Here is a 22,187-nt window from a genome sequence, read left to right on the forward strand (position 1 = left end):
ATTGCGAGCGTAGCGAAGCAATCCAGACTGCCACCGCAGAAAGACTCTGGATTGCTTCGCTACGTTCGCAATGACGGTGTTGATGCAGGTGTGCCCAAAAGCAACCGTCTCGTGCCCCGGACGCAGCGCAGCGTCCCCGGCGATGCGAAGCATCGTCCGGTGCGGTGCGCTGCAGAGCCGGGGCCCATGCCACAGCGGACTCGGTTGCTTGCTCGATCCCGGCTCTGCGCAGCAGCGTAAGGACGCTGCAGCGCGTCCGGGACACGGAGAGCACGTGTCAGACCGGCTTGCCCGTATACGGCATCGATGCCGTCAGGCCACCGTCCACGGGGAACGCTTGCCCATTCACATACGACGCTTCGTCGCTCGCCAGGAACAATCCCATCGCGGCGAGCTCGTGCGGCTGGCCGGGGCGCTTTAGCGGGTTGAGCTGGCCGATCTTGTCCTGGGTGCCACGCTCCTTGGCGCGATCGAAGATCGGCTTGGTCATGCCGGTTTCGATCAGGCCGGGGCACACCGCATTGATGCGCACGCCGGTGCCGGTGAGCGAATAGGCCGTGGTCTGCACGAGGCTGATCACGCCCGCCTTGCTCGCGGCATAGGGATGCCCGCTGGCGCCGGCCTTGAGGCCTGCCACCGACGCCGTGAGCACGATCGCGCCGGATTGCTGTTTCACCATATGCGGCATCGCATGTTTCACCGCGAGGAACGGTCCGATCAGATTGATGCGGAGCACCTCCTGCCAATGCTCGACGGTCTGCTCGCCGAGCGGAACGAGACCGCCGGAGATGCCGGCATTGGCCCAGATCACGTCGAGCCGGCCGTGGGTCGTCACGGCCTTGTCGATGAACGCCATGACGTCCTTTTCGGAGCCCGCGTCGGCGATCATCGCCTCGGCGACGCCACCGGCCTTCTTCACTTCGTCGACGGTCTCTTTCACCGCCTCGGTGCGATCGACCGCGATCAGCTTGGCGCCTTCCCTAGTGAACAGGAGCGCAGCCGCGCGGCCGATGCCGCTGCCGGCGCCGGTGATGATGACGGATTTGCCTTGCAGGCGGCCCATGCGTTTCTCCCTTTGCTTCGCACGCGACGCTTGCCGCGCGACGGAATTTCAAACAAGATTTCAAACAGTAAAGTGTCTTGAGACACGTTCACACCTCACGTACAGCGACATCACACGAGATGGAAGGGTTTCGATGGCAGCCGAAGACAAGCCTGTGATCACGACGCGGTGGTGGTGGGTCCGGCATGCGCCGGTGCGAAACGACGGCGGCAACATCTACGGGCAGAGCGATCTGCCCTGCGACACCAGCGACACCTACGTCTTCAATGCCGTTGCCAAGGTGCTGCCACGCCAGGCGGTCTGGTATTCGAGCAATCTGATGCGCACGCATCAAACCGCCGAAGCGATCTGGGAGGCGGGCTATCCGCGGCCCGCGTCAATGCAGCGGGAAGCGGACCTCGCCGAGCAGAATCTCGGCCGCTGGCAGGGCATGAACCGCGCCGCTTTTATTGCCAGCCGTCCCCTCGGCTCGAACTGGTTTGCTGATATCAACGAGCCCGCGCCCGGCGGCGAGAGCTTCATGGATCTTTATGTCAGGACGCGCCGGACCATCGAGCGGATCAACAACGAGGCGGCCGGGCAGGACGTGATCGCGGTCGCGCATGGCGGCACCATCAAGGCGGCAATCGGCCTTGCACTTGACGGCCAGGTCGAGCGGGCGCTGTCGTTCGATATCGACAATGTCTCGATCACGCGGCTCGATTATTTCGCAAGCCCCGAGCGCTCGGTCTGGCGTCTGCCGATGGTGAACCAGCAGCCGTGGATCGCCGATGACGCCCATGCCGAGATGCATCAGCCGTCGGGGCCGGAAGTCAAGAAACTCGCGTGAGAGAATTGTCATTCCGGGTTCGATGCTTCGCATTGCACCGGAATGACATTGAATACGAAGACCAATCTGGGAGGAAAGCATGACCTTGTTCGACATGAAGGGTAAAGTTGCCGTCATCACCGGCTCGACGCGCGGCATCGGGCTTGCGATCGCCGAGCGCATGGCAGAGCACGGCGCCAAGGTCGTGATCTCCTCGCGCAAGGCCGATGTCTGCGAGCAGGTCGCCAAAGACATCAACGGCAAGTTCGGCAAGGGCACTGCGGTGGCGATCGCCGCCAACATCTCATCGAAAGAGAATCTGCAAAACCTCGTCGACGAGAGCAACCGCGCCTTCGGCAGGATCGACGTGCTGGTCTGCAACGCCGCGTCGAACCCGTATTACGGTCCGCTCGCCGGCATCTCCGACGATCAGTTCCGCAAGATTCTCGACAACAACATCGTCGCCAACAATTGGCTGATCTCGATGGTGGTGCCGCAGATGATCGAGCGCAAGGACGGCTCGGTGATCATCGTGTCGTCGATCGGCGGATTGAAGGGCTCGACCATCCTCGGCGCCTACGCGATCTCCAAGGCTGCCGACATGCAGCTCGCGCGCAATCTCGCCTGCGAATACGGCAAGCACAACATCCGCGTGAACTGCATCGCGCCCGGCTTGATCAAGACCGATTTTGCCAAGGCGCTGTGGGACAATCCGGAGAATTTGAAGGCCTCGACCTCGCGTTCGCCGCTGCTGCGCATCGGCATTCCCGACGAGATCGCAGGCGCGGCGGTGTTCCTGGGTTCGAAAGCCGGTGACTTCATGACTGGCCAGACCATGGTGATCGACGGCGGCGCGACGATTAGTTGAGGCGTCGCGCGGGAAGGGCGTGCAGCTAGCCCAATGACAGGTGTCATCGCCCGCGAAAGCGGGCGATCCAGTACTCCGCGGCGGAAGTTATGTGAACGAACTTCCGCTGCGGCGTACTGAATGCGCTGGTCAAGCCGGGGCATGACAGCGAGTGTGTGGATACGGTGTCGCGACTAGCAAGACTTCGCGCCCAATCGCAGACCTCAATCCACCGCCGCGTAAACCAGATCCCGCACCAAGGTCCGCGTAAAATCACGCTGTCCCGGGCCTTGGCTCATGAACACCGTGAACAGATCCTCCTTCGGATCGATCCAGAAGAACGTGCCGGCAATGCCGCTCCAGAAATACTGGCCGACGCTGCCGGGGAAGGGCGCGATGCCGGCCTCGCGCCGCACGGCGAAGCCGAGACCGAAGCCGTGGCCGGGCGGGAGCAGCGTGCCGTTGGTCTGAACGTGAGGGCCGAGGTGATCGGAGGCCATCAGCTCCAGCGTCTTGCGGCCGATGACCCTGGCGCCGTCGAGGGTGCCGCCATTGCGCAGCATCAGGGCGAAGCGGGCATAGTCCATCGTGGTCGAGACCAGACCGCCGCCGCCGGATTCCATCACCGGCTGCTCGAGCATGTTGAACAGCGCGACCTTATCGCCGGTCCAGGGATCGGCTTCGAACGGTTGGGCGAGCCTGCCGGCATTGGCCTCGGAGGTCGAGAAGCCGGTCTCGGTCATCTGCAAGGGCGCAAGGATGCGCTCGGTCAGGAATGCGCCGAGCGATTTGCCGCTGATGACCTCGATGATGCGGCCGAGGATGTCGGTGGAGCGGCTGTAGTTGAATTCGTCGCCGGGGTGGCAGACCAGCGGGAAGCTCGCCACCAGGGCGGCGTGCTCGGCATTGGTGATCTTGCGGCTGCGGACGCGGGATTCCTGATAGAGCTTGTGCACGGGGCCGTCGCCCTGGTGCTCATACGTCAAACCAGACGTGTGGCGGAGCAGGTCCTGCACCGTCATCGGCCGCTTCGGCGGAATCAGCTCCAGCCTGCCGCCGCTGATTACGCCGACCTTCTGATTGGCGAATTCCGGAATGAACTTGGCCACGGGATCGCCCAGCAGAAGGTGTCCATCTTCGACCAACGCCATGACCGCAACCGACACGATCGGCTTGGTCATCGAAAAGATCCGGAAGAGCGAATCGCGCGCCATCGCTGGTCCCGCCGGACACTGCTTGCCGAGCGCCTCGAACCAGCCGACCTGACCGCCTCTCCACACAAGAACGGTCACGCCGGGGATGGTTCCCTTGTCGATCTCACGCTTGAACGCATCCGACATCGCCTGCAGGCGGGGCCGCGACAGGCCGAGGGTTTCGGGACGGGCGTCCGGCAGGGCGGGTGTCCGGGCTACGGAGGCAGCTGTCGTGGCGGCATGGGCGTTCATGGGGGCTCCCGGGTGCGGTTTCTTGTCGTTCGGGCGCAACACTGGCCCAGAAGCGGCTCTGTGAACAAGCGGCCCCAATGCGCTTCTCCCTTGCAATCCGGTCGTCCCCTGTGCTTGAAAGCGCCCCTGAGCCGCGGCGACGCAGGTTCGTAGGAGTGTAGCTCAATTGGTAGAGCACCGGTCTCCAAAACCGGGGGTCGCAGGTTCGAGCCCTGCCACTCCTGCCAGCAAAATCAATCACATAAGCCGGCATCACCTCGAACAGACACTGAACTTGGACCCAAGCTGGACCCAAACGGTCAGGACCCAAGAATTCCGGCAGAGATAGCGTTGATGACGTTTGCGACCGAGGTGTCGGCCGTCTGCTTACGCTTGCGCTTGGCGTAGTTCCTCAGCAACACCGCAGGATCGTCTCCGATCCGTTCGGCCACGGTGTGCACCGGCACGCCCTTGTCTAGGAGCAAAGTGGCATGGGTGCCGCGGAGGTGGTGGAATTCAAACCCCTCGAAGCCAACCTTCGGGAACAACTTCGCAAGGGCGTCGACCGAGCGCCGGAACGTCTTCGAGAAGGCGCTCGGATCCCGCGGCTTGGTGAGGTCTGCACCGGCCGGAAAGATCAGGGCATCCTCGGGCAGCCGGACCAGGCTCATATCGACCTCGACTCCGTCAGGTATGCCCGCCAGCAACCGCTGGTGCTTTTCCCGCTCAGTCAGCAGCAAGGCCACCGTGCCGTCATCCAGCGCGATCGTACGTTTCCCACGCCACGTCTTGGGTGGCTTGTAGCGGATGCCAAACTTCTTGGTGACCTCCAGAGCGCGCTCGACCCGGATGGTCTTCTGCTCAGGATTGAAGTCGATCCAGCGGAAGGCTAGCAGCTCGTTGCGACGGACACCGGTTGCTGCATCCACAGCAACGGGGACGTACATCGTCGCCGACGGCTTAAACCCGGTGACGAGAGTTTTCAGGTCTGGCTCGTCGAGCGCGAGGCCGTGATCGCTCTCGCCGGCCGACGGCAACTGCTCGATCCGAGTCATGGGGTTGCTCGCCAGCATCCCCTTGCGCTCGGCCGTCGATAGGCACGAGTTGAAGCACCGGTGCACGTGGTTCACCGTCATCGGAGCAAGCTTCTGCTCGAGCTCGCCATAGAGATCGTCAATCTCAGTAGCCTTGAGCTTTTGCAGGATTTTATCACCAAGCTTCGGCTTCACGTGGACGCGCAATAGCTCCTCGTAACGTTCGAGAGTGCGCTGACCAACCTTCTGCTTTTTTCGACCGGGGGCGCCGGCGGCGATCCATTGGTCAATCCACTGGCTGACCGTGATCTTGTTCGGGTCAACGTGTTCGCCAGTATCGACCTTGCTGGTGAGGGATCGTAATTCCTTGCGGGCCTCAACCTTCGTGCCGTGAAACGTTTTGGTGTGACGCTTGCCGTTCGCGCGCCAGCGCAGGCGGAAGATGTTTTCGCCGCGCTCGTCGATCCCGCCTTCGCCGTGCCCTCGCTTACTCATGCTCGTGGTCCTTTCTCAGCATGGGGTTCCTTGCCAAAATTGCTTGCCGCGTGCGCTCATTTTCGAGCTTTAGGCGCTCGTTGCTCCTGGATTTGAAATCAAAGGCTTCGATTGTCTGACCGATCGCTTCGGGGTCGTCGGACGAAGTGATGATCCGGTTTGCAGGAAGCTCGCCGGCTTTGAACGAGGGATCCCCCTCCGGCTTCAACCGGGCAAGACGCGCGGTAATTGCGAAGCGAAGGGCTCGGTTTGCGGCAGGATGTTGGTGCCAGGAGCTACCTGTTTCTCGTTCCACATCGAGCGCCAAGCTAATGACGGCATCAGCGAGATCCCGCGTGCGAACGTCCACTGTTTCGTCGGCGAAGCTCTGAAACAGCCGCCGGCGCACTTCCTCCCCCAGACTGACGCTGGATTTTGCGGCAGCGGCCTCCAGTTCTCGCCTCAAGTGAGGGGTGAGAGAGACCGGCAGTTGTTTCGGTTTTTCCGGCGCGGGCTTCTGCTTTCTGGCCATCTCCACAACTTTCCCTAGCGAATGAAATTTTATTGCTTGACGTAATCTACAAGCAGATTGTACGTAATCGAACCATAGTTGACGGTCCGCGTAAAGGACAATTTGTCACCGATTGACATGGGATAGACTGACAATGCTGAAAAGCTCAGCGAAATCAGAGGATGAACGCCGCACGCGCACTGTGGACGAAGCTGCAAAGATCCTCGGCATCAGTCGGGCTTCTGCCTATACGGCCGCAAAAAACGGCGAACTGCCTACGATCCGTATCGGCAATCGCCTGCTCGTTCCGGATAGCGCGCTCGAAAAACTGCTGGCCTCGGCCTAGGGGGCATCCATGGCCAAGCGTCCAGAGATCGCCGAGCCGATCGAGGTCTACAAGGGCTGGATCAATCGCAAGCATGATGCCGTCGTCGTCAACTTGCAGACGTGGCAGGGCAACAACCTCGTCGATATCCGCAAGTGGATTATGGACCGCGATGGCCGCCTAAAGGCGTCGCCGAAGGGAATTGCTATCAGCGTTCGGAGGCTGCGTGACCTCCACAACGCGCTGGGCCGTGCGATTGCGAAGGCGGAAGAGCTCAAGCTCATCGACGGCGAGGACGCCGAATGAGCGATATCACCGACTTCCAGGAGCTTTGCCACGACTACGCCGGTTGGCGCCGCAACGGCATCTTGGAAAAGATCGACGCGGTCGATTGTGTGCAACGTCATGCTGAACTGTGGGGCATGATCGACGCGTATTGCGTTGACACCATTCAGGCGGCCATAGCCGAGGCATTCGCGCCAGAAGAAGATTTGCCGTCGGACTATGGTTCGCGGCTTCTGATGCAATGGGAGCTTGATGACCGACGCGATCGTTGGCGCTGGACGGGCGAGCTTCCTTCGGCAGAACCGGCAGATATCGTCGAGAAACGGGTCTACAGCACGTCGCAGTCGACGAGGGACGCTTTCGCATTTGTTGTCAGCACCGGCGATGCCGAGCGGCTTGCGGCCTGGCTGCGCAATCACCCCGACGACGCGGCTGCGCTGCTCGAGACCTTGGAGGCCGCGTAATGCTCAGCCCGGCAAATCGCGCAATGGCGCTGCGGGTATTCGAGGAGCTCGGCTTCAGAGATGAAACCGCGTCACACGACGAGCCGCCGCCCGTCGACTCTTTCGATGCTTTCGGTGGTGGTGCTCCGACGGAGCCGGAAGCGGCGACGACTGACGAGCGCCGGCCTGCCAATGCTGCGATCACACAGGCGGGGGCGCTGGTACTTGTCAGCCCGTCGACATGGCGCGGCGTAGCGCTGTTGCGCATGCGCTGGCTAGCCACAAGCCGGATCCCTGCCAGCGACGCCACAATTCTCTCCGGCGACGGCGGCGGCGGCAAGACCACGGTGGCGCTGCAACTGGCCGTTTCCGTCGCCTGTGGCCTTGGTGACTGGCTAGGCACCACCGTAGAGGCTGGGCCTGTGATCTTTTTCAGCGCCGAAGAGCCGGACCACGAAATGCGGCGGCGGCTGGTGCGCGTCGCCGAGAAGCGCGGCCTCAATCCGGACGAGATCGAAGAACTGCACTTCCACTTCGCCAGCCCGGAAAATTGCTTGCTAGCTGTGTCGCGGCCCGACGGGGTCATGGTCCCGACGCCGCTGTTCGAGGGATTGGCGCGGGCCGCCGCCGAGCTCCGGCCGGCCCTGATCGTTGTCGACAGCATAGCGGCGACATTCGGAGGCAGCCAGAACGATCGCGTAAGTGCGCGGACGTTTGTCAGCTTGTTCCGCCGCCTCGCCCAGGACGTCGACTGTGCGGTGCTGCTGCTCGACCACCCGAGCTTGTCCGGCATCACCAGCGGCACCGGCCGCGGCGGCAGCATGGACTGGCAGAATGCGACACGAGCGCGCCTGCATCTCGAGACCGTGCAGACAGACGGCGGCATTCCAGGCCGCGTGCTCGAGGTGAAGAAATCGAACTACGGGCCGACGGGCGAGAAGGTGACGCTGCAATGGGAGGACGGGTGCTTCGTGATGGAGGGCACCGCCAGTGCTCCGCATCAGGCTGCAGCTCACGCCAACGCCGAGCAGCGCTACCTTGAATGCCTCGACGCGGTGACGGCGCAGGGTCGCCACGTCTGCCACGCACCAGGACGCAGCTACGCGCCCAAGACGTTCGCAGAAATGCCCCAGGCTGGCGGCATGACGTGGCGCGCATTCCAGGCCGCACAGGAGCGCCTTTTCGCCACCGGCGCTATCGAGAACGTCCCCTATGGCCCGAAGTCTAAGGGCACCAAATGCATCGCGCGGAAGGCCTGACCATGCCTGCGATCCCCCTGCGATCCGTTCAAAACACCCTGCAATCCACCTGCGATCCCCATACCAATCAACCTTCTATCTGCCTGCGATCCGTTGCGATCCCCCTGCTTCTTTCCCCCCTTATACCCCGGGCGGATCGCAGCCCCGCCTTGGGCCGGTGGGCCCGTCGGTTCGGCGACCCGAAAAAGGGAAGGGACGCAAGAGGGGCAAAAGGACCTCCTCATCCTGATGCGCACGGTAACTCCGAGCATATGATCCGCTCGCAACGCTGTGTTTCGTGCATTATGCCGCTCGAGCTTCGGCAGCTGGGCAAACGGATAGCTTGTAACCATAACCGTTACGGGTCCAGCTTTGGGTCCAACGCCTCTCATCGCGTTGATATCGCTTGCCTGGCACCGGTTTGCTCATCCGGTGACGGCGAAAGGACACTAAAATACGCGCGCAGTGAAACGGATCTATCGGTAGGGAATGCGCGCGCGAGGCAATCGGCGGCGAAACCTGGATCGATGGCGATGTTTGGCTGGGCGAGGGGGCAAAAGAACCCGGCACCCAGTGGGGGTGGGGGAAGAACGCCTGGCCGCTCTGATTATCGACCTTCCACCATTCTTTCGCGGCCCTTCGAAAAATTTAAAGGCGTCCCTCCGCAAACATCGTCCACCTTTGCACCGGTGGAAGACTGATGACGCGAGACCTGGAAGAAATCGCGGATCAGACGAGCTTCGCGTTCAACGAAGGCGAGAGGGGCGCCGCGTCGCGGCCGGGCTTCTGGACGATCTCGCCGGCATTGGCGCGGGCGAAAGTAGCCCGCGCCCCGAACGACTCACCACCGGCCACCGCTAGCCCGCCTGAGGCCGTCCCAGCGGATGAGCCGGCCGAGCCAACCCCGATCCGCGACATAGCCGGAATTCGGCAGGCTCTGCGAGACGCAAAGCGGGCGCGCGGCATCACCTTTGCCACGATCGACCACATCTCAGGCCTGCCCGACGGCTACTCGAGCAAGGTGATGGCACCGAACCCGCCGAAGATGTACGGCAATCAGTCTCTCGGCGAGATCATGCAGGCCGTCGGCAAGATGCTGATCATGGTCGACGATCCCGAAGCCATCGCCCGCGTGCAACACCGGTGGGTGAAAAGCCAGCGTCCGGACCCGGAGACACCGCCGAAATTTTCGATCGCGGGGACCCTGAAGGACAAGGCGTTTATCCGCGAGAGGGACGAGCGGCGACAGCGTGGTCTTGATGGTGCGTTGATCGGCATCAGCAACTCGGCGCAGATTTCGTCCACCAACGTCCAGACCATAACCGAGGACAGCGATGTCGCGACCACAAAAGCCGCACTTGAGCTTTCGACCCACGCCGGAGCTCGCGACTGCGATCAAAGTGAAGGCAGCGGAGCAGAGGCGAACGCCGAGTCAATTAATCTCGATCCTCCTGGAGGACGTCCTGATGCCCAGGACTGATCAGCAGCAGCCGGAAGCCGCGCGGAGCGTAGCATGACTGCCGAGATCGTGGGCCTGCCTGGCTGGCCGCCGGTGTTTCGCGGCGTGCCGCTGACCGACGCTGAAAAGCGCGTTTACGGCGCCGAGGCCGAGCGTTGCGAGATCACTGGCTTCATTTTCGAATGCGGTATCGGTGCGGCCCCGAAAGAGGTCCAGACCGAGCGCTTCAAAGCCAACCTGCGCGACCCGAAATGGGTCGTCGACTACCTCCGGTCCGATCCTCAGGCTTGCGTGCGGCATCCCGCGCTTTACGGGGCGTTCAAATCGAAAGCGAGCGGCGATGCAACAGCATGAACCCATCGCCCCGGTGATTATCGCCAAGATCGACGGCGCGCGCGCAGCGGTTGCCGCTTTTGAGGCCGAGACCGCCGAGCTCGCGCTTGCCGCGGTGAAGGGCAAGGCCGGCGCGGCGGGCCAGTTAGCTGAGCATCGCAAGAAGCTCGAGTCGCTGCGCAGCGCCGAGGCAGAATTGTCGGCAGCGCTCACTCTGGTGCGGAAGCAAGATGAGATCGCCGATGTCGAGGCGCATCACAGCGATCTGCGCACCACGCTCGGCAAGATCAAAACCGCCGTTCAGAAACGGGACAAGGCCGCGGTACGCTTCTCCGAACTCGCCAAGGAGATTGTCGACACCTATCGCGAGTTGATCGACACGAGCTTCCTGATTGAGAACCTGGCCCCGCGCGACCTTGGCATGGTGCATGGCTTCGCTTTCCGGGGTGAGAGCATCATCGATGGCCGGGCATTTCCGTGCGGGCTCGATGGCCTCATCTCAAACGAACTTTTCAGGTACTCAGGCCCTGGCAAGACGGGGTTGCTTCCAAAGGCGGAAGCGCTGGGGCTCATGAATGTGATGAACCCGAAAGCCTCGGAGAGTATTGCGACGAGCTTACCTCGCCTTGGCGCGACGATCATCGCCACAATCGAGGACCGCATCGAGAGAATGCATCGGCGCGATCTCAAGCGCTGCAATTCGGAGGTTGCCGAGCAATGACCGAGACGCTCGTCACGACCACCACCCCTGTTGATCCGGCGAGCGCGCAGGCTCGTCGCGACGAGCTGGTTGGCAATGCCGAATGGCGTGAGCGATACCTGAACGGCGGCCCCGCCGAGCGGACAGAAATGCACTCGCTCAACGAGGTGATTGCCGGGCAAGCTCAGGCAGATCAGCAGATGGATCGATCGCTGTCCATCGACTTCGCGCGCGACCGTGGCGTCTCGGAAGAAACCATCAAATATCACCTGATTGATCGGACCCCGATCTCCGCCGAGGAACATGCGGCCGCGCTGCGCTGGCGCCAGTCGCACTTCGCGGACCCCAAATGGCGAGAGCTTTACATGACCGGCGATGTGACCGCGCGTCGCGAAGCCACGCTGTCCAGCATCCTGATTTCATCGCCGGTCAAGCCGGCAGCTTAACGGAGAAGAACATGACGCAACGTGTGCAGAACAAGACTGGCGGCCCAACCTTTCCGCGCACCGCCGCGGAGTGGCAGGAGAAGGGCCATTCACCGGCCCAGGCTGATCATAAGATGTGCCAGGACGTTTTTGGTCACGACTACAGGATCGACGCCAAGGGCTATCCCATTGAGACCGGCCGCGGCAGCGCCGCCAATCCCGTGACTGAAAGCCTCATCGCGCAGGAGCGTGAGAAGGACGCGGCGGAGCAGGCCAAGATGCGCCTCGGTTGGCACAAGGGCCTTGAGAATGCGTTCGATCCTCGCTCAGCACCGGCGGTGCGCTGATGTGGCCCGAGCTGGAGCTATTCCTCAAAGAATATCGGACCGGCCTGGAGCTCCACGCCGAGCATCTCGTCGACGTCATGCGCGACGAGATCCAAGGCATCTATGAGACGATCGAGAGCCCGGCCGCACTTGAGAAGTGGGATGAATTCCGCACTCTCGTTCGCTCGCCAGTCCCGTTCCGCATCAAGTATGAACGATCACGGCTATTGCTCGCTGAAGCTTGCGGCAAGCCTAACAACGAAGACGAAATTCAATGAGCGCGAACCAGGAGACCATGCGGTCGTCGATCAAGGCTGCCGACGTGGTCAAGACCGTTGCCGTTGCCAACGCCGAGGCGACCCGGCAGGGAACGCTTGCCGCAGCAAGCGTTCTCACCGGTTATCGTCCCGGCTTCCCCAGCGGCGCATCCACATTCGACGCCGCTGTGAAATCGGCGAACACGCAGAAGGTTGCGGATCTGTTCGCCGCAGAATCCGCTCGGCAGGCCGCGGTCTTCCTCGCGAAAGACCTTTTGCGCTCGCAGGGCGAGATCCCGTTCTAGGGAGCAGCACATGAACGAGCGATTAGAGGCGTTCATGGCTGAAGTCCGCGAATGCCCGGAAGTTGTCGCAGCAGTCCGAGACGATTGTTCGCTGGAAGCAGACTTGCGGAAGGTCGAGCGAGTGTTGCACGCGCTGAGCGCCAAGGCCGAACGCGAGAGGCTCCTGGAGCCTATTATCCAGCAGATGAACATTGTTGTGAGCCGCAACGACATCTCGATGCCGAGCAAGCTGTGTCGAATGAGGAGACTTCTACTGCTCGCTTGCCCAACACGCCCATCCGTCAACTGAAGGTCTTTCAGCATGGCTTTGGACATCTCGGGCTTCAACAGCATCGCCGGCGCGGTGAGCGATCTCTTCGCCGCCGACGCTGACCGCGCCAAGGGCAGTGCGCTGCGGCTCAAGGCGCAAGGCGATCGGATCGAAGGCGAGAACTACGGACTCGCGGCTGATCTCGCCAGCCAGAATGCGAAATTCACGGAGGTCTCGACCGCGATCAAGCAGACCCAGCTTGAGCGCGAACAGACCATGGCAATCGGCAGCACCCATGCGGCCATCGGCGGTGCGGGCCTTGCGGAGTCCGGCTCGGCGCTCGACGTTCTGGCCGACAGCACACGGCAGGCATCGCTCGCAAAATCGGTGCTCGGACAGCAGGGCCTTATTACCGAGGCCGGCTACCAGGAACAGCAGCAGTCGTATCTGAACATGAAGAAAGCGGCCGGCATCGCCGCGCAGGCGGATGAGGAATCGGCGAACGCCGCCGACAGGGCCGCGGAAGGCGCGACAATAACCGGCATCGCTAAGGGAATTATCGGAGTGGCATCGCTGTTCACGGGCGGTGCCGCTGCTCCGGCAGGACAGGCCGCCGGATCCGCCGTTGGGTTCGATGGCGGGATTGGCAGCTTGTACTGACCGATGTCAGCAAGGGCGGCAAACGGATTGATGCGAGCGGCGAGCGTTCAGACGCCAGCTAGAACGCAACAAGCGATCGCGGTGTTATGGCGCAAGCGCCACAAGAGGCTGGAAGTGATTGCCCTCGCGGGTTTAGCCGCACTCTCTCTATGTTGCGGTGTTTTGGGAGCCCCGATTTGTATAGATGAGGCGAGGCACCATTGCGCCGTCTGGGCCGCGATACAAACCGTCAAATTGAACGCTGAAACAGATTTCGGATGTCCTCACGAAATCCGGCTCAAAAATGGTTCGGTACCTCACGCGGGAGTAAATGAAGCATCTGACGGCACCGAGACGGAAATGTCCGAGATTGTCTCCGTAAATCCATTGGTGCACGCCAATGCCGCCGAGGCCGGGGCCAACGATACCGCCGGAATCTTCAGGGGGCGGAGTTTCAAATGTTGGGATTGGGCCATCGATGCGTTCGGCCCGCATTGTTGTGAATATTTCGACCCTAATGGCTGGGCTGCGTCCAGTGTTCTTCCATTTCGGGGCAATACCTATCGCCTCGGGATAACGGCCGTCTTCGGTGATCAAATCAGTCGACAAGGCCTGATCAAATCCATCCATGGACATCCATGCGCGCTCAGAATAGGCGGCGTCAGCGGCGGAGCGTGCGGCGGCTTGAGCTGCGGCAATGGAAGCCCGCATGTCGCGCGATTGCTTGATACTGGAGCGGATCGCGAACCGAAATTGCTTTTCGCCGGTTCCGTACAAGAGAACAGTGGCAATGCCCAATCCCACCGTGGCGAAAGCCAAAACGCCAGTGAAGGCCATCAACCAAAGCGTATAGTAAGCGAGCGCTTCGTCGGTTTCGTCTTTCTTGGACTTGGTTGCTTCGTTGGTGGCCTGTTGTTCATGCTGGGAAGCTATGCTGCTTTCCGTCACGTTGCGGCCATACAAAGCAAAGAAGAAGCTCGCGCCCAGCGCAAAGCCCATAAGGCCGGCATAGAGCGGCCAAACGACCCACCATTTCCGCACCAAGCGCCCCCCTGCGCTAAATCTCCTCCGATGCTACCCCTTCGAGTTCCAGAGCCGCAATACACACGAGAAAAAGTTTAGGAAAGCGCTTTTTTGGAGCGGCCTGGCGCGACCCACTTTGCTCTTGCCACTCAGGCGCGCGCCCTTCCGCAACGCCGAGCTTGTCGAAATCTGAGTCGTCGACCATGGGCTGATTGATTCCGCAACCGAAGGGCGAGCGCAATAGCGGAACGGATCGACCTCGAAATCAGGTGATTTGCTTCCAAAATGCATGAGCGGCACAAAGAGCCGCGACAAGTGCGGCCGTCGCCGCCCAGGCATTTACTTTGCCAATGCGCTGAAGCTCTCCGACGATTGTGTCAATGTTGTTTGGGACGTCGATGAGTGATCCCCAGAGCCATAGTCCGGCCGCGGCCAACGAAGCCGCAACACCTATCACAGCGATTGCCTTATCCATTATTTCCCCTTGGCCTTCAGCCCGATTTCGACCAGCCGGCGGATAGCTTCGGAGCGCGTCGGAGCGTCCGCCTGGCTGCCGGCCCATTTGTCGACTGCAGCGCCGACCTCGGGCGACAGGCGGACGGCTGATACCGGATAGACGCCACCAGCCTTCTTCGGTCGACCACGCGATTTTTTGTTTACGGAAATTGCTTTCTTCATATTTTCAGTTTACATAAATCGAGCCGAAACGGAAGTTGGAATTCCGCTCGGCTCTAACCTCGATCACAGAAGGGTATTCAAGATGACCGAAGCTGACAGCGTGCATAGCACGCCACCCCTAAACTCGTCTGCAAGCAACGTCATTGACTTGTCAGCCGCCCGCGCTGCGGCTGAGCCTGCCGCACCCGCGCCTCTGGGCACCATTGCCAAGGTGAAGAGGCTTGCTCCTCCACCGAAGTCCGAGGAGGAGCTTGACCGAGAATCCAAGATCATGAGGGCCGCCGTGACCTATACGGCGCTGAATGGCCTCTGGAACGGCGCCTGGATCGCCGAGCACACTGGCAATTCCACCGTCGCAGAAATTGTCGTTGAGGGGGTGTGTGAGCGGCGCGATGCCGTTCTGCGCAAGCTCACGCGTCTAATCCGCAAAACGGAAGCAGCTCGGACGGTTGAGATCTGGTCGCTCGCGAGCGTCGCCAAGGTGGTGCTGAACCAAAACGGCGATGAAGAGTCGGGCCGCAATCTCAGAGATTTCGAAATTTTGTTCTTGCAATCGATGTTCGAGCTGATCGAGCGCAGTTGCCAGCGCGAGGAGCGATCAGCATGAGCAACATCACCCAGCTTTTCCCAGGCCGAGGACAGCCCGGACGTCCTCATGCCGAGAAGCCAAAATCGACATTCGAACCCAACCACCTCAAGCGAGAGCGGTTAGCGAGCCGCGATCGCAAACAGGTTCAGGTGGACATTGATTGTCACATTGCAGCGCGATTTGCCTACGGGCAAGCGCTCGCCCGCGTGCAAGCGATCGAGGACGGAAACCTGCCGACGGCACAGATCGCGGATGCCCACCTGAAAGCCTATGAAGCCTATGCCAAAATGACGGAGGCCGCTCGGCAGCTGTTGATCGTCATGCCTACGGACCTGAAGGCACTGGTCGACCTGCTGCTGTACCTCGAAAAAAACTTCTCGCTATTGCCGCCGGAGATCGCAACCGGTGTCAGCAACGGCCAGACGCTGGCGTTCACCCTGCTTCAAACCGTGCGGCTCTCTCTCAGGCGCATAGCGAAATACGGCAAGGGCAAGTGTGACGGCCAGTCGGACGAGGAGGAGCAATGAAGCGCCGTCGCCGAGCACATAGACGGCGGGATCGCCAGAGACTCATGACGCACAGACGGCGGCTGAGGCGGTAACCGGCTGTCAACAGGTGGCGCGTTAAAGTAAGTCATCGCGGATTGGTGACGAGTACCGCGTACACGCATGGGCATAGAGAACCCGCCGGCTCCCATGTCGGCGGGTTTTTCTTTGCCTTCTAGTGGTGAGCTACAATTGCGGCCATGCTGAATGCTGCAACGCAAGCAGCGCCCAATGACCAGAATGCTATCGCGACCTGTTTTGGCATGGTGATGAGTCCTCCACTCAACAAAAGCCGCCCTTGGGGCTGACCTTATAGCACCGGCTTTTTAGTTCTTGACCCACCGTCGTAAGTTTCACCGGGTCGCGCAGGCGGGCTTCTTTCCAAATTTGAACCGCTGATTATGATCTACGGATCGAGAGAGTAAGGTCGGTCGCTCATCAATTTCACAGTTCGTGCTCCAGACGCAATTGATGCCGATCTGGTAGCCGATTCTTACTTACGGGACCGAGGTTGGGCGATTAGATCTCCTGCGCCGGAACCTGAGGTGAGCTTAAACTGTTTCAAGGCCGTCGTTAGTGGCGCGCAGCGCAATCCGGCACGAGCGCGCTGAGTTTTGTCCATTCCGGGCAGCGGAAACAATGACGTATGTCCTTGGTTTAGTCGGCGCGGCGATCGTTGGCGCAGCAGCCTGGTTCGCGACGTCCTTTGTCGCGCAGCCGATCCGGGTATTTTTCGATCTGCGAGAGGAAGCATTGCGCCAGCTGATTGTTTTGGACGAGTGCGAGGGGCAGATTTCCTTAACCGAGTGCCCGGAGGGTGAGACGCAGCGAGGACCTGCAAAAAAGCTGGCCGCCGCCCGGCACGAGCTACGCTGGCTCGGCGCCACGATCATCGCATTCGGGCAGCGCGAAAAGCTAGCGACCTCCTACCTCAAGTTATTTGGGTACGACCCGATGCGCGCAGGTGAGAATCTGATGATAGCCGCGGAGCAGCTCGGCAGTTGGGGGCCGAAAGCAGAGGCAGCAGTCAAGCAGGCGAAAGCATCGCTATAACTGCGATGACGAGGCTCGCCAGAGATGAGTTGGCGGCCTCTTTCATCCAATGCTGGACGATCCAGCGTGCGGCCTCGTCCTGTCGCCGGTGAATTGCTCGACGTAGTCGTCGATCGCGCTCCGCAGCTTCTCTGCGTCTGCGCCGTGGGCGCGCCGTCCAAGATGAGGTAGCGGCGCAGTCGGTCGAGCTCGGCGAGGTCCGCGGCAATGTCAGCAGCGCGGTCGGCCTCGCGGCGCTGTTGCTCACGATATTCGCGCCAGGCCTTCGCGGCTGCTCGATTCTCTGCCTTCGTCATGACGCCATCGAACCGCGGCGGCGGCGAGAGTCAAATCGTCAATCGGTGGTGGCTTGAACGGCCCGTGACCTACTGCGCGTGGTGAGTGGGAAAATGCGCCGGTCCGCGCTGGCGGGCCTTTTCGCATCATGTGCGCCCTTAAGGCAGTTGCGCTTGCCTTGCGTGCCGAAGCGCCGAGTTGGTCACGCATTCCGCCACTTTGTCCGCTTCACTGTGTGACTGTCGGCATTCTTCCCGAAACTGTCTGGTCAGGCTGTGGTCGTGGTGCAAGACAACCGTCGCATAGCCTGCCGCGAAGCAAAGAAACACGAGCAACGCGATACCAATCGGCCTCATGGCATGCCTCCGCCTGTTCCAGAAGCCTCGTATGCGAACGCGCCCGAAGGGCAAAAAGAGCCCCAGCTCAGTCGGGGTCAGCGAGCTGGGGCTAGCGAGTGCCCTTCGATGGGCGTCGGGAAAACTTGGCAGTACAACCAACGTTCCTATTCCCAGCGAAGTTTTCGAGCACGCCGGTCACGCTGGCGCGGGGCCTATCACGTCGTATTCGAACGCCACGCCCTCGGGGTCGTTTTCTTCAAACCATTTCTCCGCGGCGTCGACAGTCGCGAACACCTTGATGTGGTCCTTATCGCCGACCTGCTTGGCGGTATTGACGTATATGAAGACGGTCATTGATCCCTCTTCCGTTGGGCCATGACACGGCGGAGAGCCGCCCCGGCTTCAGGGGGCTGGGGGGGATGGCCGGGGCCGCTCCGCCAGCCCGACGGCGGGCCAGCGAGACTCACAAGCCCGGGGGGCGGCCTTCGTTCCTGTGAAATTTACGGGTGGTCAGCGCGACATGAGATTGTCGCCAGGCGACAAGAGCCGCACATAGGTACCGCTCTCGTGCATCTCGAGCCATCCCTGGTCGATCGCGTATTTGATGCCGGCTCCGAACTCGGCACCGCTGGCCTTGAGCGTGAACAGAAATGGCGCGTTGATCTTCTCGATGTGAATGCGACCGTCTTGGACCGCCTCGACGCCTTTGGCGAGCTCGATCAGCTTGCGCGCCGCAGCCTCTGGATCAGTGTAAGGTCGGTCGCTCATCAATTTCATAGTTCGTGCTCCAGACGCAATTGATGCCGATCTGGTAGCCGATTCTTACTTACGGGACCGAGGTTGGATGGCTAGCTCGGTGCTATTGCTGCCCGCGACGATGTTCGATCCGCGCATGCCGCATGCCGTGCAGATGAAGCGCGGCTCAAGCTGGGAAATTCTGATTCCGTCCGGCCATCGGTCGACGTACTCGGCTGGCAGCTTGACGTTGTGGCTGCACCGATAGTCCTGGCAAAACACAATCAGATCACGCACGCCGGTCGACCGCAGATCCCCCAGCGTGATCTTGAGCGGGCGGCCGTCAGGCTCGGTGCGGTCTTTGTGTCGCGGGCGTGGCATGGCGCCATCGAAGCGCGGCGCTGGCCATAGTCAAATTGTCAATCGGTGGTGGCTCGGAGGGCGTGCGAGCTACAGCGCGTCGTAGGTGATCCAGCTAAGTTCGCTACCAGAAGGTGGAAGATCTGGCCGGCCCCCAACTCCATTTGCCGGGTACGTACGGCTCAAGCGGATCAGCCGGTTGCTTTGCCGAGTCTGAGACATCGACACTAACTGCACGTTGTTGGATCGTTACGATCTGACCTGATGCAATCTCCGTGCGCCGTACTTCTTGGTCGATGCTCTGAGCGACTTCAAATGACATGCTTGGCCCTCCACACGCCGCAGAAGTTAGCAACGACGATCGACGAATGCTGTAGCCGAAGTGCTACAACTGCTGAGGAACAGCGCTGTCGGTGGGTTTGTTACACGCCTGTACCATAACGTGAATTGCCGCCTTGATGGCTTCAGGAATACTGGGCGGGCTATGGTGGCAGGGTTTTTGATTACCGGCGGTGTTGCCATGTTGGCCCTAGGCGTCACATTCGGCGTGGTGATGTACATGGACGGTCGAGCCGAGCGAAAGCGCCATTAGAAGATAGTTTTCTATGATACGCCCCGAATGGTCTTGACGCCGCGGCGACGGCACGCGTGTGCAGCTACTGCGCGTTGTGCGCACGGAAAAGCAAAGTGAGTGGCCACTAGAGAGCGGCGAGGGCCGCCTATGCCCAAAGTATACAGACCCGATTGCCGAATGCCCTTAGACCTTAGCAAGCCTCGGCGGCCCCCATTATTGTCGAGGCCTCCAGCGGCTCCGCCGGGTTGTGTTGGGGCCGTTTTTTGCAAGTGCAGCAATGAGCGCGCGCCCTTCAGCGCGTCGAGGGTGTGGAAGAGGCGCTATTATTCGGGTGAGAGTTGAGGGCGAATGACCGGAGTTTTGTCTTGAGGTCGAGTCTTGGCAAAATTGATGAAAGGCATTTCGAAAAAGCGCCACGATAACCAGGCTAGAGGAATCGTATAGGCGACAGCCATTGCAAAAATCACGAGCGAAGATTGTGTGCCGGATCTTGCCGCCAGAGTCAGGCCGATTGGGTGCAGCAGGTAGAAGCTATAGGAAATCCTGCCCATAAAACGAACCGGGGCCAAATCTAGTAACGCGAAGAGCCGATCCCGATCGCTTAGGGCGACGAGATGGATCAACATGGCAGAACCAACGGTCTCCCCCAAAATCGTTAGCGCGGTTTGCTTTCGCAAGCCGCAGATAAGCAAGACCGAAAGTGCGACGGCCGTACGCGCAACGCGAAATCGCGGCACATGGCCGGCATGGGAGGCGAAATGCAAAAGGACGCCGATCACGAAAGCATAGAGCGGTGCCAGATTGGTGAAGCCGCCAAGAAGGTCTCTATAGGGACCCCATGACGAGATACCGGCAAGTGCGATCGCCATAGCGATCAGCGGACGCGGCCCGTACGTTCGATGGAGTCCGAAGCATAACAGAATGAGCGGAGAGGCGACGCACTCAACGGTCAGTGACCACATGACGCCGTTGATGTCGCTTTTGATAAGCAATGCGTTCAGGACGATATTCGTCCAGGCAAAGGAGGCCTCGAACCCGACATAGAAACCAAATAGGGCATGAAGCGTGGAGAGCAGCAATACCGTGCCCGCGGCAGCAGGCAAAAGCCGGAAGGCGCGATGGCGGAAAAATCTGATAGCGCTCGAATTTCTATCGAGCGAGCGCGAGAGGACGAACCCGCTCAACACAAAGAAGAGCACAACAGGCGCCATGCCTGTAACCGCGCTGTCGTGGAACATGCCGTATGCATGGAAACCCACTACCGAAACGGCGGCGAGACCACGCAACGACTCAAGACGCGGGATAAACTGATGCGAGGGCACTGCCTGGGCTGATCAGATAAGATTGACGGCCGGGTTAAGTCATTTTGGTTGATCAGTCATTCGAATTCTCTACTTAGTATACCAATTCGATCGCCCCCGGAGTCTGATCCGCCGCATGGGGCAGCATCAGCGCGACATCGACGAGACTCGCGCGCATGGTGCGCATCTGGACCCAACTGTGGACCCAAAGGCGAAAGTACGGGACAGAACCAGACGGACAGGGTGGACCAAGGGGCGGGCAGGGCCGCTTGATTTCCTTACGCAATATTACAGGGCGGCACCAGATGGTACGATGCCGCCCGCACTCCAAAACCGGGGGTCGCAGGTTCGAGCCCTGCCACTCCTGCCAAGCAATCTCAATGACTTATCAGGAAATTGACGAGCCCGCGCTACCGGCAAATCGGCTATAGTAGCGCCTGGGTAGCAGCGCGATAGTTGGCTGCCAGATCGAGCAGCGCGTCGCGCTCCAGGGGCAGGGCGCTTTCCTCTGCCAGATCCCGGCTCCATGCGCGCGAGCTCGTCGAAGTCGTGCTGATGCTGCCGATGCCGACGATCAGACTCCCCGCCGTGCCAACCCGTCAAGAGCCGGCACCACCCGGAAATTTCCCAATGTCGCCCCGACTGCGACAGTCAGATCATCTCGAAATGAAATCACCCAAGGCCAAAGAGTGGACCGCGGCGGAACAGAGACGGCTAGCGTGGCTGGCACGCCGCCGGACTGCCGCTGAAATAGCGGAAGCTCTCGGCCGACACATCGGATCGGTACGGCGCATGGCACGGGAGTTGCGGCTGATCCTCAAAAAGTAGCCAAACACGGCACGTAGTCTGCCTATCTCACTGCAACCTTGGCGAATCGTGCGATCATGCGAACGATGAGCGAGCGCGGTTAGCGGGGCTTCCCCATGTCTCATTTCATGATGGACTGTTATTTCCCCGACGTGACGAAGCCGGGCGGGCTCGCGTGCGACGCCCTGCCAATTAAGGCCCTCAACGAGCGGGATGCAATCGAGGAAGCAAAAAGGATCGCGATTTGGAGAAAGCCTGTCCGGTTCGACGTTCGATCCGTCAGCCGAGGTGAAGAAAAAACGATATTTGCTTCCTAGATGAGCGGGCGGAAACCGCGCGCCTGCTGCGCCTCTTACTTTCCCACACCCACGACGCGCAGTATCTCACGCGTGCGCCGAGCCACCACCGATTGACGATTTGACTCTCGCCGGCGCGGCGCTTCGATGGCGACATGACTGTCCGTCTCATCAAACACGAAGCCGTGCCTGGCACCGGCAGCTTCGAGGTGCGCTTCGCTGATGGTCGTCGGAGTGTCTACTGCTACTTCGACGACCTGCCGTCGCGTCGGCTGAGGCCGAAGCAAATGCTCCGCGAGCAAGCGCTCGATCTGGCGACGATGTTCGCGCGAATTATGCGCGGCTTGATTGAGGGCTGGTCCCAAGGCAAAGGCCCGCCAGCGTGAACCGCTATTGCTCCTGAATCGAGACTCAGTCCTAATTCCCTATCATTGGGCCAAAGGGGGCGATCGTGAACGGCGAAGCC

General features: G+C 60.8%; 30 protein-coding genes and 1 tRNA gene. 20 read left to right on the forward strand and 11 right to left on the reverse strand.

Annotation, left to right across the window (positions count from 1 at the left end; translation table 11 throughout):
• Nucleotides 1–277 precede the first annotated feature (277 nt).
• Nucleotides 278–1,063, reverse strand: coding sequence for an SDR family NAD(P)-dependent oxidoreductase (locus tag L6639_RS10700; protein WP_237861385.1), 786 nt, complete (start codon nt 1,061–1,063; stop codon nt 278–280).
• A 133-nt stretch (nt 1,064–1,196) separates the two neighbouring features.
• Between L6639_RS10700 and L6639_RS10705 the strand changes: the two genes are divergently transcribed.
• Together L6639_RS10705 and L6639_RS10710 are read left to right on the forward strand one after the other, a co-directional pair.
• Nucleotides 1,197–1,892 carry a histidine phosphatase family protein gene (locus L6639_RS10705; protein WP_237861386.1) on the forward strand — a complete coding sequence of 232 codons (696 nt, stop codon included), beginning with the start codon at nt 1,197–1,199 and terminating at the stop codon, nt 1,890–1,892.
• A gap of 79 nt (nt 1,893–1,971) precedes the next feature.
• Nucleotides 1,972–2,739, forward strand: coding sequence for an SDR family NAD(P)-dependent oxidoreductase (locus tag L6639_RS10710; protein ID WP_237861388.1), 768 nt, complete (start codon nt 1,972–1,974; stop codon nt 2,737–2,739).
• A 203-nt stretch (nt 2,740–2,942) separates the two neighbouring features.
• On the opposite strand, the gene L6639_RS10715 is transcribed toward L6639_RS10710, so the two are convergent.
• Nucleotides 2,943–4,163 (reverse strand): serine hydrolase domain-containing protein, encoded by a 1,221-nt coding sequence (locus tag L6639_RS10715; protein ID WP_237861389.1) that lies wholly within the window; start codon nt 4,161–4,163, stop codon nt 2,943–2,945.
• Nucleotides 4,164–4,314: 151 nt separating this feature from the next.
• Here L6639_RS10715 and L6639_RS10720 point away from each other — a divergent pair.
• Nucleotides 4,315–4,390: transfer RNA gene (locus tag L6639_RS10720), tRNA-Trp, on the forward strand.
• A gap of 72 nt (nt 4,391–4,462) precedes the next feature.
• Here the strand turns inward: L6639_RS10720 and L6639_RS10725 are convergent.
• Together L6639_RS10725 and L6639_RS10730 are read right to left on the reverse strand one after the other, a co-directional pair.
• Entirely contained in the window at nt 4,463–5,671 is a 1,209-nt protein-coding gene (locus L6639_RS10725) for a tyrosine-type recombinase/integrase (RefSeq protein ID WP_237861390.1), read from the reverse strand.
• On the reverse strand, nt 5,664–6,182 hold the full coding sequence (locus L6639_RS10730) for a hypothetical protein (protein ID WP_237861391.1): 519 nt from the start codon (nt 6,180–6,182) through the stop codon (nt 5,664–5,666). Before L6639_RS10730 ends, L6639_RS10725 begins: the two co-directional genes overlap by 8 nt.
• Before the next feature lie 133 nt (nt 6,183–6,315).
• Between L6639_RS10730 and L6639_RS10735 the strand changes: the two genes are divergently transcribed.
• From L6639_RS10735 to L6639_RS10795, 13 genes are all read left to right on the forward strand, one after another.
• Nucleotides 6,316–6,507, forward strand: coding sequence for a helix-turn-helix domain-containing protein (locus L6639_RS10735; RefSeq protein WP_237861392.1), 192 nt, complete (start codon nt 6,316–6,318; stop codon nt 6,505–6,507).
• A 9-nt stretch (nt 6,508–6,516) separates the two neighbouring features.
• Nucleotides 6,517–6,792 (forward strand): transcriptional coactivator p15/PC4 family protein, encoded by a 276-nt coding sequence (locus tag L6639_RS10740; RefSeq protein ID WP_237861393.1) that lies wholly within the window; start codon nt 6,517–6,519, stop codon nt 6,790–6,792.
• The gene (locus L6639_RS10745) at nt 6,789–7,235 is read left to right on the forward strand and encodes a hypothetical protein (RefSeq protein WP_237861394.1); all 447 of its coding nucleotides are present in this window, start codon (nt 6,789–6,791) and stop codon (nt 7,233–7,235) included. Before L6639_RS10740 ends, L6639_RS10745 begins: the two co-directional genes overlap by 4 nt.
• A complete protein-coding gene (locus tag L6639_RS10750) occupies nt 7,235–8,473 on the forward strand; it encodes an AAA family ATPase (RefSeq protein WP_237861395.1) in 1,239 nt (412 codons plus the stop codon). Before L6639_RS10745 ends, L6639_RS10750 begins: the two co-directional genes overlap by 1 nt.
• 784 nt (nt 8,474–9,257) lie before the next feature.
• Nucleotides 9,258–9,932 carry a hypothetical protein gene (locus tag L6639_RS10755; protein ID WP_237861397.1) on the forward strand — a complete coding sequence of 225 codons (675 nt, stop codon included), beginning with the start codon at nt 9,258–9,260 and terminating at the stop codon, nt 9,930–9,932.
• Between the two features lie 33 nt (nt 9,933–9,965).
• Nucleotides 9,966–10,265 carry a hypothetical protein gene (locus L6639_RS10760; protein ID WP_237861398.1) on the forward strand — a complete coding sequence of 100 codons (300 nt, stop codon included), beginning with the start codon at nt 9,966–9,968 and terminating at the stop codon, nt 10,263–10,265.
• Nucleotides 10,252–10,965, forward strand: a complete 714-nt coding sequence (locus tag L6639_RS10765; protein WP_237861399.1) for a hypothetical protein — start codon at nt 10,252–10,254, stop codon at nt 10,963–10,965. Before L6639_RS10760 ends, L6639_RS10765 begins: the two co-directional genes overlap by 14 nt.
• Nucleotides 10,962–11,390: a hypothetical protein gene (locus L6639_RS10770; protein ID WP_237861400.1), complete on the forward strand. Its 429-nt coding sequence runs from the start codon at nt 10,962–10,964 to the stop codon at nt 11,388–11,390. Before L6639_RS10765 ends, L6639_RS10770 begins: the two co-directional genes overlap by 4 nt.
• Nucleotides 11,391–11,401: 11 nt before the next feature.
• Nucleotides 11,402–11,716 (forward strand): hypothetical protein, encoded by a 315-nt coding sequence (locus L6639_RS10775; RefSeq protein ID WP_237861401.1) that lies wholly within the window; start codon nt 11,402–11,404, stop codon nt 11,714–11,716.
• Nucleotides 11,716–11,973: a hypothetical protein gene (locus L6639_RS10780; protein ID WP_237861402.1), complete on the forward strand. Its 258-nt coding sequence runs from the start codon at nt 11,716–11,718 to the stop codon at nt 11,971–11,973. The genes L6639_RS10775 and L6639_RS10780 overlap by 1 nt, the downstream gene beginning before the upstream one ends.
• The gene (locus L6639_RS10785) at nt 11,970–12,257 is read left to right on the forward strand and encodes a hypothetical protein (protein WP_237861403.1); all 288 of its coding nucleotides are present in this window, start codon (nt 11,970–11,972) and stop codon (nt 12,255–12,257) included. Before L6639_RS10780 ends, L6639_RS10785 begins: the two co-directional genes overlap by 4 nt.
• A 10-nt stretch (nt 12,258–12,267) precedes the next feature.
• A complete protein-coding gene (locus tag L6639_RS10790; RefSeq protein ID WP_237861404.1) occupies nt 12,268–12,546 on the forward strand; it encodes a hypothetical protein in 279 nt (92 codons plus the stop codon).
• An 18-nt stretch (nt 12,547–12,564) separates the two neighbouring features.
• Nucleotides 12,565–13,167 carry a hypothetical protein gene (locus tag L6639_RS10795; RefSeq protein WP_237861405.1) on the forward strand — a complete coding sequence of 201 codons (603 nt, stop codon included), beginning with the start codon at nt 12,565–12,567 and terminating at the stop codon, nt 13,165–13,167.
• Nucleotides 13,168–13,314: 147 nt separating this feature from the next.
• Here the strand turns inward: L6639_RS10795 and L6639_RS10800 are convergent, their stop codons facing one another.
• The 3 genes from L6639_RS10800 to L6639_RS10810 all read right to left on the reverse strand — a co-directional run bounded on the left by L6639_RS10800 (nt 13,315) and on the right by L6639_RS10810 (nt 14,847).
• Entirely contained in the window at nt 13,315–14,190 is an 876-nt protein-coding gene (locus tag L6639_RS10800) for a hypothetical protein (RefSeq protein ID WP_237861407.1), read from the reverse strand.
• Nucleotides 14,191–14,203: 13 nt separating this feature from the next.
• Nucleotides 14,204–14,374: a hypothetical protein gene (locus L6639_RS10805; RefSeq protein ID WP_237861409.1), complete on the reverse strand. Its 171-nt coding sequence runs from the start codon at nt 14,372–14,374 to the stop codon at nt 14,204–14,206.
• A gap of 269 nt (nt 14,375–14,643) precedes the next feature.
• The gene (locus L6639_RS10810; RefSeq protein WP_237861410.1) at nt 14,644–14,847 is read right to left on the reverse strand and encodes a hypothetical protein; all 204 of its coding nucleotides are present in this window, start codon (nt 14,845–14,847) and stop codon (nt 14,644–14,646) included.
• 82 nt (nt 14,848–14,929) lie between these two features.
• Between L6639_RS10810 and L6639_RS10815 the strand changes: the two genes are divergently transcribed.
• The 3 genes from L6639_RS10815 (at nt 14,930) to L6639_RS10825 (ending at nt 17,034) form a co-directional block, all read left to right on the forward strand.
• Nucleotides 14,930–15,454, forward strand: coding sequence for a hypothetical protein (locus tag L6639_RS10815; RefSeq protein WP_237861411.1), 525 nt, complete (start codon nt 14,930–14,932; stop codon nt 15,452–15,454).
• Nucleotides 15,451–15,963 (forward strand): hypothetical protein, encoded by a 513-nt coding sequence (locus L6639_RS10820; RefSeq protein WP_237861412.1) that lies wholly within the window; start codon nt 15,451–15,453, stop codon nt 15,961–15,963. Before L6639_RS10815 ends, L6639_RS10820 begins: the two co-directional genes overlap by 4 nt.
• A 657-nt stretch (nt 15,964–16,620) precedes the next feature.
• Complete coding sequence (locus tag L6639_RS10825; RefSeq protein WP_237861413.1) at nt 16,621–17,034, forward strand: hypothetical protein; 414 nt, start codon at nt 16,621–16,623, stop codon at nt 17,032–17,034.
• Between the two features lie 809 nt (nt 17,035–17,843).
• Here L6639_RS10825 and L6639_RS10830 read toward each other — a convergent pair.
• The 4 genes from L6639_RS10830 to L6639_RS10845 all read right to left on the reverse strand — a co-directional run bounded on the left by L6639_RS10830 (nt 17,844) and on the right by L6639_RS10845 (nt 20,639).
• Nucleotides 17,844–18,002 (reverse strand): hypothetical protein, encoded by a 159-nt coding sequence (locus tag L6639_RS10830; protein ID WP_237861414.1) that lies wholly within the window; start codon nt 18,000–18,002, stop codon nt 17,844–17,846.
• 156 nt (nt 18,003–18,158) lie between these two features.
• On the reverse strand, nt 18,159–18,425 hold the full coding sequence (locus L6639_RS10835) for a hypothetical protein (protein ID WP_237861415.1): 267 nt from the start codon (nt 18,423–18,425) through the stop codon (nt 18,159–18,161).
• 45 nt (nt 18,426–18,470) lie between these two features.
• The gene (locus tag L6639_RS10840; RefSeq protein ID WP_237861417.1) at nt 18,471–18,764 is read right to left on the reverse strand and encodes a hypothetical protein; all 294 of its coding nucleotides are present in this window, start codon (nt 18,762–18,764) and stop codon (nt 18,471–18,473) included.
• Nucleotides 18,765–19,640: 876 nt separating this feature from the next.
• Nucleotides 19,641–20,639: an acyltransferase family protein gene (locus L6639_RS10845; protein ID WP_338076533.1), complete on the reverse strand. Its 999-nt coding sequence runs from the start codon at nt 20,637–20,639 to the stop codon at nt 19,641–19,643.
• A 1,237-nt stretch (nt 20,640–21,876) separates the two neighbouring features.
• Between L6639_RS10845 and L6639_RS10850 the strand changes: the two genes are divergently transcribed.
• Complete coding sequence (locus L6639_RS10850) at nt 21,877–22,107, forward strand: hypothetical protein (RefSeq protein ID WP_237861421.1); 231 nt, start codon at nt 21,877–21,879, stop codon at nt 22,105–22,107.
• Nucleotides 22,108–22,187 lie beyond the last annotated feature (80 nt).

The organism is Bradyrhizobium zhengyangense (assembly GCF_022012555.1).
Lineage (GTDB): Bacteria > Pseudomonadota > Alphaproteobacteria > Rhizobiales > Xanthobacteraceae > Bradyrhizobium > Bradyrhizobium zhengyangense.

Bases quoted from the DNA above. Each gene is read 5' to 3' on its own strand.
- L6639_RS10700 (WP_237861385.1), bottom strand. From the start codon at position 1,063: ATGGGCCGCCTGCAAGGCAAATCCGTCATCATCACCGGCGCCGGCAGC.
- L6639_RS10705 (WP_237861386.1), top strand. From the start codon at position 1,197: ATGGCAGCCGAAGACAAGCCTGTGATCACGACGCGGTGGTGGTGGGTC.
- L6639_RS10710 (WP_237861388.1), top strand. From the start codon at position 1,972: ATGACCTTGTTCGACATGAAGGGTAAAGTTGCCGTCATCACCGGCTCG.
- L6639_RS10715 (WP_237861389.1), bottom strand. From the start codon at position 4,163: ATGAACGCCCATGCCGCCACGACAGCTGCCTCCGTAGCCCGGACACCC.
- L6639_RS10725 (WP_237861390.1), bottom strand. From the start codon at position 5,671: ATGAGTAAGCGAGGGCACGGCGAAGGCGGGATCGACGAGCGCGGCGAA.
- L6639_RS10730 (WP_237861391.1), bottom strand. From the start codon at position 6,182: ATGGCCAGAAAGCAGAAGCCCGCGCCGGAAAAACCGAAACAACTGCCG.
- L6639_RS10735 (WP_237861392.1), top strand. From the start codon at position 6,316: ATGCTGAAAAGCTCAGCGAAATCAGAGGATGAACGCCGCACGCGCACT.
- L6639_RS10740 (WP_237861393.1), top strand. From the start codon at position 6,517: ATGGCCAAGCGTCCAGAGATCGCCGAGCCGATCGAGGTCTACAAGGGC.
- L6639_RS10745 (WP_237861394.1), top strand. From the start codon at position 6,789: ATGAGCGATATCACCGACTTCCAGGAGCTTTGCCACGACTACGCCGGT.
- L6639_RS10750 (WP_237861395.1), top strand. From the start codon at position 7,235: ATGCTCAGCCCGGCAAATCGCGCAATGGCGCTGCGGGTATTCGAGGAG.
- L6639_RS10760 (WP_237861398.1), top strand. From the start codon at position 9,966: ATGACTGCCGAGATCGTGGGCCTGCCTGGCTGGCCGCCGGTGTTTCGC.
- L6639_RS10765 (WP_237861399.1), top strand. From the start codon at position 10,252: ATGCAACAGCATGAACCCATCGCCCCGGTGATTATCGCCAAGATCGAC.
- L6639_RS10770 (WP_237861400.1), top strand. From the start codon at position 10,962: ATGACCGAGACGCTCGTCACGACCACCACCCCTGTTGATCCGGCGAGC.
- L6639_RS10775 (WP_237861401.1), top strand. From the start codon at position 11,402: ATGACGCAACGTGTGCAGAACAAGACTGGCGGCCCAACCTTTCCGCGC.
- L6639_RS10780 (WP_237861402.1), top strand. From the start codon at position 11,716: ATGTGGCCCGAGCTGGAGCTATTCCTCAAAGAATATCGGACCGGCCTG.
- L6639_RS10785 (WP_237861403.1), top strand. From the start codon at position 11,970: ATGAGCGCGAACCAGGAGACCATGCGGTCGTCGATCAAGGCTGCCGAC.
- L6639_RS10790 (WP_237861404.1), top strand. From the start codon at position 12,268: ATGAACGAGCGATTAGAGGCGTTCATGGCTGAAGTCCGCGAATGCCCG.
- L6639_RS10805 (WP_237861409.1), bottom strand. From the start codon at position 14,374: ATGGTCGACGACTCAGATTTCGACAAGCTCGGCGTTGCGGAAGGGCGC.
- L6639_RS10810 (WP_237861410.1), bottom strand. From the start codon at position 14,847: ATGAAGAAAGCAATTTCCGTAAACAAAAAATCGCGTGGTCGACCGAAG.
- L6639_RS10815 (WP_237861411.1), top strand. From the start codon at position 14,930: ATGACCGAAGCTGACAGCGTGCATAGCACGCCACCCCTAAACTCGTCT.
- L6639_RS10820 (WP_237861412.1), top strand. From the start codon at position 15,451: ATGAGCAACATCACCCAGCTTTTCCCAGGCCGAGGACAGCCCGGACGT.
- L6639_RS10825 (WP_237861413.1), top strand. From the start codon at position 16,621: ATGACGTATGTCCTTGGTTTAGTCGGCGCGGCGATCGTTGGCGCAGCA.
- L6639_RS10830 (WP_237861414.1), bottom strand. From the start codon at position 18,002: ATGACCGTCTTCATATACGTCAATACCGCCAAGCAGGTCGGCGATAAG.
- L6639_RS10835 (WP_237861415.1), bottom strand. From the start codon at position 18,425: ATGAAATTGATGAGCGACCGACCTTACACTGATCCAGAGGCTGCGGCG.
- L6639_RS10840 (WP_237861417.1), bottom strand. From the start codon at position 18,764: ATGCCACGCCCGCGACACAAAGACCGCACCGAGCCTGACGGCCGCCCG.
- L6639_RS10850 (WP_237861421.1), top strand. From the start codon at position 21,877: ATGACTGTCCGTCTCATCAAACACGAAGCCGTGCCTGGCACCGGCAGC.